The sequence below is a fragment of the Actinomadura miaoliensis genome, from assembly GCF_039536785.1.
Taxonomy (GTDB): domain Bacteria; phylum Actinomycetota; class Actinomycetes; order Streptosporangiales; family Streptosporangiaceae; genus Spirillospora; species Spirillospora miaoliensis.
The window spans coordinates 33,959-44,305 of sequence record NZ_BAAAZG010000037.1; the positions used below are offsets into that span (position 1 = coordinate 33,959).

6 protein-coding genes are annotated in these 10,347 nt (G+C 74.0%); 4 read left to right on the forward strand and 2 right to left on the reverse strand.

The annotated features are described in order from the left end of the window. The first annotated feature begins 82 nt into the window (after nt 1-82). The 3 genes from ABD811_RS24685 to ABD811_RS24695 all read left to right on the forward strand — a co-directional run bounded on the left by ABD811_RS24685 (nt 83) and on the right by ABD811_RS24695 (nt 5,526). Nucleotides 83-3,964, forward strand: coding sequence for an SseB family protein (locus ABD811_RS24685; RefSeq protein ID WP_344952207.1), 3,882 nt, complete (start codon nt 83-85; stop codon nt 3,962-3,964). Then, nucleotides 3,961-4,329: a hypothetical protein gene (locus ABD811_RS24690; RefSeq protein ID WP_344952209.1), complete on the forward strand. Its 369-nt coding sequence runs from the start codon at nt 3,961-3,963 to the stop codon at nt 4,327-4,329. The genes ABD811_RS24685 and ABD811_RS24690 overlap by 4 nt, the downstream gene beginning before the upstream one ends. A gap of 189 nt (nt 4,330-4,518) precedes the next feature. Then, a complete protein-coding gene (locus ABD811_RS24695; RefSeq protein ID WP_344952212.1) occupies nt 4,519-5,526 on the forward strand; it encodes a hypothetical protein in 1,008 nt (335 codons plus the stop codon). A gap of 38 nt (nt 5,527-5,564) precedes the next feature. Here the strand turns inward: ABD811_RS24695 and ABD811_RS24700 are convergent, their stop codons facing one another. Together ABD811_RS24700 and ABD811_RS24705 are read right to left on the reverse strand one after the other, a co-directional pair. Further along, nucleotides 5,565-6,395: a TrmH family RNA methyltransferase gene (locus tag ABD811_RS24700; RefSeq protein WP_344952215.1), complete on the reverse strand. Its 831-nt coding sequence runs from the start codon at nt 6,393-6,395 to the stop codon at nt 5,565-5,567. Between the two features lie 210 nt (nt 6,396-6,605). Further along, complete coding sequence (locus ABD811_RS24705; RefSeq protein WP_344952218.1) at nt 6,606-7,598, reverse strand: endonuclease/exonuclease/phosphatase family protein; 993 nt, start codon at nt 7,596-7,598, stop codon at nt 6,606-6,608. Between the two features lie 302 nt (nt 7,599-7,900). Here ABD811_RS24705 and ABD811_RS24710 point away from each other — a divergent pair, with 302 nt between their 5' ends. Next, nucleotides 7,901-10,315, forward strand: a complete 2,415-nt coding sequence (locus tag ABD811_RS24710; protein WP_344952222.1) for a substrate-binding domain-containing protein — start codon at nt 7,901-7,903, stop codon at nt 10,313-10,315. Nucleotides 10,316-10,347 lie beyond the last annotated feature (32 nt).

Sequence of the window (10,347 nt, forward strand, 5' to 3'; positions counted from 1 at the left end):
TTTCGCCCTGTTCGCCCATGTAGCGTAGGCAGGTCCGTACCCGGACCCGTGACGGCGCCGGATACAGCAGGGACAGCGCGGCATGAAACAGGGGGAGGCGACCGTGGCCGACGCGTGGCGACCCACGTCGGAACTGGAGCGCCGACTGCACGAGACGGTGCGGGCCGGGGACCACGAGGGGTACTTCCGCCTGCTCGCCGACAGCGAGCTGGTGATCCCCGTGCCCCCCGACCTCATCGACGACGTGCTCGCCAACCAGGCGCAGCCGACGTGGCCGACCCAGGAGGAGGAGGGCCGCACCCACGTGCTGGCCTACACCTCGCCCGCCGCGATGCGCGCCTGCCTCGGCCCGGCCTACCAGCACTTCCTGCGGTTGACGTTCGCCGACCTGGCACAGAACTGGCCGCACCCGCGCTGGTGGCTGGCGGTCGACGCGCCCGCGCGCGACGCGCTGGACGTGGCGCTGCCGATCGAGGGCCGGCTGCCCGCCTGGTTCATCCGGCAGATCGCCGAGGGTGACCCGCGGCCCCCGATGGCCGGACGCCGCGTCCCTTCCTCCACGGTGGGCGTGCCGCCCGTGGACGTCCCGGCCGTGGACGTCCCGCCCGTGGACGTTCCGCCGGCCGAGGCGACCGGCGCGCACGCGCTGCCCGCCGAACCGCGCCCCGAACCGGGTGCCGAGCCCGAGGGGGCGGCTCCGCACGGGTACGCGGACCGTCCCGCGACACCCGCCGCACCGCTCGGGGACGCCCCGGCGGCACCCCCCATGGCGCCCACGCCCGCGGTACCGGACGTCCCGCAGGGCCCGCCCGCGCCGCCCGCCGCGCCGATAGCCGAACCGGCGGCCGCCCATCCGGTGGAGCCGCCCGCGCCGATCCCGAACGTCCCGCCCGCGCCGGGACCGGCCGACGCCCCGCCGCCCGCGCCGCGCGACCCGGTCGCCGGGGAGGTCCCCGCCGCGACGGCGGAGCAGCCCTCGCCGGGCGAGGCGGAGCCCCCCGCGAACCTGCCCGCCCCCGGCGACCGGCTCGTCGCCCGCGCTCCGGCGCGCCCGCCGTCGCCCGACGACACGCTCGTGGACGTGCCCGCGATCGTCGACGACCCGCAGGCCGCGGCCGCCGCCGAGTCGGCCGCCGAGTCCGCGCCCTGGGAGGAGCTGCAGGACCAGCACCGCGACCTGCCGCCGTCCCAGGAGCGCCGCCCCGAGTTCCGTCCCGCCAACGACGTCGAGCGGGAGCTCCTGCGCGCCGCCGCCGGCAACGACCACGACCTGTTCCTGCAGACGCTGGCCGACGCCGAACTGCTGATGCCCGTCCCGGACGACATCGACTACACGCTGCGTCCCGGGCGGCCCGGCTTCCCGTGGCTGGTGCGGGAGATCGACGCCGCCCCGGTCGTCCCGGTGTTCACCTCCCCCGAACGGCTGATGGAGGCCACCGAGGCGCTCGGGTTCGGACGGGAGTTCATCCGGCTGCCGTTCACCGCGCTGCTGCGGTACTGGCCCGACCACGGCCACGCGCTGGCGGTCAACTCGGGCTCCCCGGCGGGCGGCACCGTCGTCGCCCAGCAGCTTCCCGGGCTGGCGCGGTGGGCCGACCAGCGCGCTGCCCGCCGCCAGTCGGAGGACTTCGAGCCGCAGAACGACGTGGAGCGCAAGCTGTTCGAGGCCGCGGCCCGGCGCGACACCGACGCGTTCTTCAAGATCCTGCTGGGCGCGCAGGTGCTGGTGCCCGCCGAGCCGGACACGCCGTGGGGAATCACGCCGGACGACCCCGAGTTCCCGTGGGGCCCGGTACGGGTGCACGGCACCGTGTCCGTGCAGGTCTTCACCTCGCTGAAGTGGATGAACGAGGCCCTCGGCTCGTCGCGCTTCGTGATGCCGAGCTTCCTGGAGATGGTGTCGGCGTGGCCGGACGCCGAGTGGACCCTCGTGCTCAACCCGGGCACGCCCATCGACGCCAGCCTGCCGGGCGAGCAGGTCCGCGCCCTCAGGGGCTCGGCCGGCGCCGCACCGTCTCCGGCCGAGGCCCCCGCCACTCCGGCGGCGCCGCCGCAGCCGCCCGCGCCGCCGGAGACGCCTGCGGCCCCGGCCTCCCCGCTGGCGGGCGACCCGACGGTCACCACCCCGGATCTCGGCGACCTCGCCGACCTCGTCTCCGCCGAGACTCGCCAGGCCGCGGAGCCCGCGCCGCTGCCGCGCGCGGAGGAACAGCCTCCGTTCGGCGAGCCGCCGCGCCCCGCCGAGCCGCCGCTCGCGGCCGACCTTCCGCACCCGCCCGAGCCGCCGCACGCCGAGGAGGGCGCACCCGCCCCGGAACAGCCGCGTGCGGCTGAGCCCTCGCCGACGCCCGAACCGCCGCGTGCCGCCGAGCCGTCGCCGTTCGAACCCGCGCGTCCGGCGGAACTCCCGCGCACGCCGGAGCAGCCGCTCGCCCCCGAGCAGCCGCTCGCCCCTGAGCAGCCGCTCGCGGCCGACCCCTCGCGCACGGCGGAGCAGCCGCTCCCGCCCGAACCGCCGCACAGGCCCGAACCGCCGCACGGCCCTGAGCAGCCGCTCGTCCCCGAACCGCCGCTCGCCTCCGAGCAGCCGCTGGTGTCCGAGCCGCACGCCGCCGATCCGGCGCAGGGCGCGGTGCCGCGTCCGGCGGAGCCTCCGCAGGTGCCCGGGGCCGCGCCGGTCACCTCCCCGATGGGCCTGCCGCCCGCGCCGGAGCCGCCGCACCAGCCGGGCCCGCGGCCCGTCGAGCCGGTTTCCGCCGCCGCGCCGCCCGGCCCCGAGCCGGCGCCCGAACGCCGCCCGCGGCACCCCGCCGACGAAGCGGAGTTCGAGCCGGGCAACCGCATCGACCAGGAGCTGTACGAGGCGGTGCAGAGCGGCGACTCCGACGCGTTCCTGCGCGTGCTGCTGGCGGCCAACGTCCTGGTGCCCATTCCGCAGGACGCGCCGCTGGAGGTCACGCCCGTACAGCGGGACTTCCGCTGGGAGGCGGCGCTGCACGGGCCGTCCGCCGTGCAGGTGTTCACCTCGCTGGTGCGGCTGCGGGAGGTGCTGCCGGAGTCGCGGTTCGTGTACGCCGACTTCCGCGAGCTCATCGCCGCCTGGCCGCGTGACGACTGGGCCATGCTGCTCAACCCGGGCACCCGGATCGGCGCTTCGCTGAGCGGCGACCAGGTACGGTCGCTCAGCGAGTGGGCCGTGCGCGTCGGGCTCGTCCAGCCGCGTCCCGAGCCCCCGGCGCCGTCCGCCGCCGACCCGCTCGACACGGCGCCGCAGTCCTTCGCCTCGCCCCCCGACGCGCCACCGCAGCCGCAGCAGCCGGAGGCCGTCGCCGAACCGGAACCCGAACCGCGGTCGCAGCCCTACGTGCAGGCGGCCCGTCCGTCGGTGCCCGAACCGGACCCCGAACGGACCGCGCAGCCCGTCATCATGCAGAAGGTCGTCCCGCACGGCCACGTCGGCTGGTACCTGGAGCAGGGATACGACCGGGTGGGCGGCTTCGTGCACCCCACCGTGGACGTCGCCGAACTGCAGACGCCGATGCAGCTGTACGAGGCGCTGGGCCTGCTGTACGAGGGGTCGCCGTTCACGCCCGGGGACGACGGCGTGTACGTCATCCGCTGGCCCGCCTACTGCCCCGACCTCTACCGCGTCCCGTTCGGCGGGCAGACGGAGGAGGAACTGGCCGCCTGGGGTGACTCCGGCTGGGTCATCGAACGGGCGCCGTTCCACGGCGGCGGGTTCGCGCCGGGCAGCGCGGGCTCGATCCGCGAGTACAAGGTCGACAGCGTGCGTCTCCCCTACGGCGCGGAGATGTACTACCTGGGCATGGACAGGTCCGAGCGGTTCGTCGCCATGTACGACCCGGACCAGTTGGCATGGCTGCGGCCCGAGACCCCGCCGGACGACGGACCCGGCGCCGGGCCGGACGGCCGGGGCGGTGACCGGACGGAGGCACCTCGATGATCCGGGACGGGTACGTCGCCCGCTGGCTGGGCCGCGAGTTCGAGGCGGTGCCGGGCGCCGACGGGGACGTCCGGCTCTACACGCCCGACCCCACCGACGGTTTCGAGGAGCTGCGGCCGGGCCGGTACCGGCGCGTGGTGCCCGCCTCGGAGATCGAGGACCTGCGGTACGTGCGCACCGTGTGCACGTGGCGCGGCGAGCCGTTCATCGTGGTCGGCGAGCACGAGACGTGGCTGCGCGTGGAGTACGCGGGCGGCCGCGCGCCGGTCGCCGAACGGCTCGGCCTGGACCGCGTCGACCACGGCGTGTGGCAGGCGTGGGCGCCGCGCAACGAGGTCCTCGACGTGCGCGAGGAACTCATCTGACCGCACGGGAGTTCCAGTAGGAGACGTCCTGCGCCGCGCCGAGGTGCTACGGAGCGATGAAAACACGGGCATCAGGGTTGATTTGGATCGTCGATCCGTGTTCGCATGATGCGGAATGCGCGCCCGGGGTGACCGCTGCCCCGGCGTCACGGCGGTCAACGACGACGAACCGACGGAGGTGCGGGAGCGGTGCTCTCCCGATCGGCAGGTAGTCCGCTCGTCCTGGGGCTCGGCACCGCGGCCATCCTCGCCGCGGGCACCGCCCCGGTCCTCGCCGCCGACGACGCCCCAGCCCCAAAACTCACCGTGACGGTCACCGCGTCCCCGACTACGCAGGAGAAACCCGGCGAGCCCATCGTCATCACGGCGATCGTCTCCGCCGAGGGGGAGACGATCGAGAACGTCACGCTTAAGTCCCTCACCGCCAAACCGGCCGACCTCGCGAAATTCACCGAACCGGAGTGCCGGACCGACTGCAAGCTGGGCGACATCGAGGTCGGTGCGGACAACGCGAAGAAGATCGAGGCGAAGATCGGCGTTCCTGCGGACATCAAGGCCGAGCAGACCGTCACGGTGAGGCTCCTGGTCGTCTCAGAGGAGACCGACCCCGCGTTCGACACCGTGTCGGTCAAGTTCATGCCGAAGCCGCCGACGACGAAGCCACCGTCGCCGAGTCCTACGCCTACGACGTCGCCGACTCTGTCGCCGGGTAAGGGGAAGGGGCCCTCCGATGGCAAGGAGGGCAAGGAGAAGGACGACGACGACAGCGACAACGACAGCTCCGGGTCCGGTTCCAGTTCCGGGGGGAGCAACGGGAGCGGCTCGTCCGGGTCCAGCTACACGCCGCCGTCGCCCAACGCGTCGTTCACGCCGCCCGCGACCCCGGGGGTGTCGCTGCCGTCGATCGCGCCGCCGAACCCGTCGGTCGCACCCGGGCAGTTGACGCCGACCCCGGAGAGCAGGCTGCGCAACAACAAGGCGCCTGTCGCGCAGGACCTGACGTTCGAGCAGATGGCGAGCACGCAGGTGGCGTGGCTGGCCGCGCTGCTGGCGGCGTTCTCCCTGCTGCTGACGCAGCTTCGGCTGGGACGGCGCCGTGCCGCCCCCGGCACGGCGGCCGCCGTCAAGGGGTCCGCGGCGCCGAAGCGTTCGAAGGGCGCCCACCGCCGGCCCCGCCGCGGCGTCTTCGGCAAGTGACGACGTCGCAGGGGCGCGGGCTGCCGGCCCGCCGTCGTTCAGCGCATGAGGGCGTGGCAGGCGATGGCCGCGGCGGCGACCACGTTGAGCGAGTCGACGCCGTTGTCCATGGCGGCGGCGCTCATGGGGATGCAGACGGGCTGGTCGGCCTCGTCCAGCCAGCGTGACGACAGTCCGTCGCCCTCCGAGCCGAGCATGAGCGCGACACGGTCGGCCCGGTGCTCCGGGCCGGTGGCCAGCGCCTTGTCGAGGGGGACGGCCGACTGGTCGGGGGTGAGCGCGAGCAGGGTGAAGCCCGCCGCGCGAAGCACCGACAGGCCGTCGTGCCAGGACGTCATGCGGGCGTAGGGGATGGCGAACACCGCCCCCATCGACACCTTGACGGATCGCCGGTAGAGCGGGTCGGCGCAGCGCGGCGACAGCACCACGGCGTCCACGCCGAGCGCGGCGGCGCAGCGGAAGATGGACCCGACGTTGGCATGGTCGACCAGGTCCTCCAGCACCAGGACGCGGCGGGCGCCGGCCAGCAGGTCCTCCACGGCGGGCAAGGGCAGCCGTTGCATCGAGGCCAGGGCGCCGCGGTGGACGGGGAAGCCCGCGATGGCCTCGACGGTGGCGTCGTCCGCCACGTACACGGGCGCGTCGGTGCGTTCCAGCACGTCGGCGAGCGGTTCCACCCAGCGCCGGGCCATCAGGAACGAGCGCGCCGGGTACCCGGTGCCCACGGCCCGGCGGATGACCTTCTCCCCCTCGGCGACGAACAGCCCGTGCTCGGCCTCCAGGCTCTTGCGCAGGTTGACGTCGCGCAGCCGCACGTAGTCGGCCAGCCGTGGGTCGGCGGGATCGGAGACCGTGACGAACCGGGCCATGCCCCAATTCTGCCGCCTCCACGCGACGGCGCCGTCAGCACCGCTCCCGCGCCATCGGCGCCCAAACCGGATCGGCTGGCCGGATACGGCCATTCCGCCACGTTCGAGTGGCCGGTTCAGGTCACGGCCCCCGGTATCCGCGGCATTCAGAGGGGATCCAGATCCCATTCAGCAACCGGTCGGAATCCGTCCAGCAAGGACGTTCGAGGCCTAGGGAAGCCGGATCTCGGCGTAAAGGGACCGGTGGTCGCTGCCGGGCAGGTCGTGCACGGTGACCCGGCGAACGGCGCACCGCTCGTCCACCAGCACGTGATCGATGGCCAGCGGCGGACGCGCCGATCGAAGCCCCCAGGTCGGGACGAGCCCGGCGCCCGCCCGATCCGCGGCGTCGGCATAGCCGCGTTCGATGAGGTTGCGCAGAGTGGCGTGGTCGAGCGTGGCGTTGAAATCGCCCGCGAGAATCCGCACCGGCGTGGAGGCGACGCCTGGGCCCGTCCCGCCGGAATGCGCCGCGGTTGCGGCGGCGGGCAGTCCGGCGAGGTCGCGGCGCCACTGGCGGAACTCCTCAGCAGACAGGGGCGGAACCGGATGCACGGCGGTGACCGCGACGCGGCGGCCCCCGGGGAGGGTGATTTCGGCCTGCGGGGACGCCATCGACATGCCCGGAGGCGACGGCAGTGCCCGCAGCGGATGGCGCGAGTAGATGCCGGAACCCGCGGCGCCCCAGCGGGCGTCCACCACTTTGCGAGGCAGCAGGCGTGCCAGCCCGGCCCGTTCCAGACGGTCGCGTGCTTCGGGCGTCAGTTCCTGAAGGCTGAGCACGTCAACGTTGAAGCGGCGGACGAGGTCGACGATCCGAGCGGGATCGGCCTGGCCCAACAGCAGGTTGGCGGTCAGCACCCGGACGACCGGGCCCCGGGCGGCGGGGCCGCCGCCGGCAACGGCGCGCGGCAGCACGGCCGCCGTCAGGGCGGCCGCGATCGCGGTCGCCGCGACCGCCGCCCACCAGCGGCGCAACACCAGCGCGACCAGCACCGGAAGCGGCGCGGCCGCCGCCGCGTACGGCGTGAAGGCCAGCAGCGGGGCGGACGGCGCGCCCAGGCCGGGCAGCCGGTCGCCCCCGGCGAACCGGAGCCCGGCCCACAGACCCCACGCGGCGACGCCCGCCCAGACGACGCCCGCCCAAACGACGACGGCGCCCACGCGACCGACGGTGTTCGACGGCGATGCCGGTCGCCGCATGCTCGACTCGCCCAACGATCCCCCCGATGACCGTCCCGGCTCACAGTGCCCCTGCACTAGTGACGATCCTGAGTGCCCATCGGGTTGCCCGGTGTCCGGTATCGGGCAGGACGCGCATGGTGACCGCGGCCTGCGGGACGCCCGCACGTGGCTCTACGCTCATGACCTGCGAAAGTATCGATATTGAGTCTTTTGTAACCTCTAGTTCGTACTACTACAGTGCCGGGGAACATCGGTGGGTTTCTGGTGAAACGAGGACAGCCGTGAGCGGACGTCATCACAATGATCTCCCCGAGGGGGCTCGGGGTGACGATGGGATCGACCCGTCCAGGCCGGTCTTCGGTCCGGCGAACGACGGTTCCGCCGACTGGTTCGCTCCGCGTCCGCAGCAAGCACCGCAGCAGGCACCGCAGCAGGCACCGCAGCAGGCACCGCAGCCCGGACCGGGCGCGCCGCCCAGCGACCCGGCCGCCGGTGCGGCGCCGGGAGCCCCCGCGGGCGGTGCGACGCCCCCGCCGATTCCGGGCGAGCCTCCGGCCGCGAGCGGCCCGCAGCCCGCGAGCGGTGCGGAGACCCCCGACTGGTTCACGCCGCGGCAGTCCGGTGAGGAGCCGGTGTTCGGCGCGGGCGGCTTCAGCGGCGCGTCCGACGCGGGCGGTTACGGGCTCGGGCGGTCGGCGACGTCCTCCAACATGTACGGTCCCGCCGAGTCGGAGCCGCATCCGGCACCCACCGGCGCGCAGCCTCCCGCCGCGACCTCGGGGTACGGCCAGTACGAGTCCCTCCGCGGTTCGGACGGCGGCCCGGGCGGCTACCCGGGCGGCGGTTCCGGCTCCGGTGACTCCGGCGGCTATGGAAGCGGCGGTTCGGGCGGCTTCGGAAGCGGCGGCCCCGGCGGCCCAAGCGGCTCCGGCGGGTACGGCGGCGGCGAGTACGACGGCAGGCGGCGCAGGAGGCGGCGCAGCGCGGGCGCGCTGATCGGTCCGATGGCCGGGGCGGTCGGGCTGGCACTGCTGCTCGGCGTGGGCGTGTACGCGTTCGCGGAGGTCAGCGGCAGTTGCGGTGACGACAACAAGCTGGTGCTGGACGTGGCGGTGTCCGCCGACATCCAGCCCGCCGTGGTGAAGGCCGCGCAGCGCTTCAACGACGCCCGGCACAAGGTGGACGGCAAGTGCGCGCAGGCCAGGGTCGCCAAGGCCGAGCCCTCGTCGGTCGCTCCGCTGCTGTCGGGCCAGGCGGTGCCGACGGCCTCCAACCGGCGTCCCGACGTGTGGATTCCCGACACCTCGCTGTGGACGTCGCTGGTCCGCTCGTCCGACAAGGGCAAGAACGCCGTCCCGGCGACGCCGGGGACGTCGCTGGCGAGCAGCCCGGTCGTGGTGGGCATGCCGCGCACGCTGGCGACGAAGCTGCGCCGACAGGGCATCACGGCCAACCCGTCGTGGGACAACCTGCTGAACGCCGCGGGCGGCACGCCCGGCGGCGCGGTGACCAAGAACCAGGTGATCCCGGCCGGCTCGGTGCGGCTGCTGGTGCCGGACCCGGCGCGCAACGGCGCCGGGATGGGCGCCCTGATGGTGACCAGCACCCTGCTGACCAACGACCCCAACCGCGACTCGATCTTCACCGGGATCGTCCGCACGGTGCGCGAGAGCATGGTCCCGACCGTGCAGGGGCAGTTCACCCGGTTCCGCAAGGGCCGCACCGGCCGGCAGCCGATCTCGCTGTCGTCCGAGCAGGCGCTGTACGCGTTCAACCGGACCGGCCCGGCCGAGCCCGCGGTGGCGCTGTACCCGGTCGAGGGCACGCTGTCGCTGGACTACCCGTTCACCGTCACCACCGGCGACGGCGCCGAGCGCAAGGCCGCGCGGCTGCTCGAACGGGAGCTGACCGGCGAGAAGTCCCGGCAGGAGATGCAGGAGCTGGGCTTCCGCACACCGGACGGCAAGGCGCCCGCCGGATTCGGCGAGCGGGTCGGGATGAGCGCGGCGCGTCCCCGCAAGCTGCCCTCGCCGAAGGACGCGGACGTGGCGCGGGTCATGCAGGCGTGGTCGAAGCTGACGCTGGGCCTGCGCATCCTCACCGTCATCGACGTGTCGGGCTCGATGGCCGAGAAGGTCGGCGCCAACACCACGCGGCTGCAGGCCGTCGCGCAGCTGTCGCAGGGCGGGCTCAGCATGATGTCCGACGACACCGAGCTCGGCACGTGGGTGTTCTCCACCAAGCTGCAGGGCGCCCAGGACTGGCGGGAGATCGTGTCGCTCGGCCCGCTCGGCGAGCGGGTCGGGTCCAGCACCCGCCGCAACCTGGTGCTGTCGAACCTGGGGCGGATCCAGCCGCGCGGCGACACCGGCCTGTACGACACGGTGCTGGCCGCGTACAAGATGATGAACGACACCTACAAGCCCGAGTTCGGCAACTCGATCCTGCTGCTGACCGACGGCAAGAACGACGACACCGACGGGCCCACGCTCCAGCAGACCCTGTCCCGGCTGAAGGCGATGGTCGACCCGAACAAGCCGATCCAGGTCAACATGATCGGCTTCGGCTCGGGCACCGACCGCAACGAGCTGGAGCAGATCGCCTCGCTCACCAACGGCGACGTCCAGGTGGCGCAGACCCCGCGGGAGATCTCCAAGATCTTCCTGAAGATGCTGTCGCGCCGCATCGCCGACTGAGCCGGGAGGCGCCGCGCGGAACGCCCGGCGAA

Excerpts from the sequence above, each read along its gene's own strand:
- ABD811_RS24690 (WP_344952209.1), top strand. The coding sequence starts at position 3,961 with ATGATCCGGGACGGGTACGTCGCCCGCTGGCTGGGCCGCGAGTTCGAG.
- ABD811_RS24700 (WP_344952215.1), bottom strand. The coding sequence starts at position 6,395 with ATGGCCCGGTTCGTCACGGTCTCCGATCCCGCCGACCCACGGCTGGCC.
- ABD811_RS24685 (WP_344952207.1), top strand. The coding sequence starts at position 83 with ATGAAACAGGGGGAGGCGACCGTGGCCGACGCGTGGCGACCCACGTCG.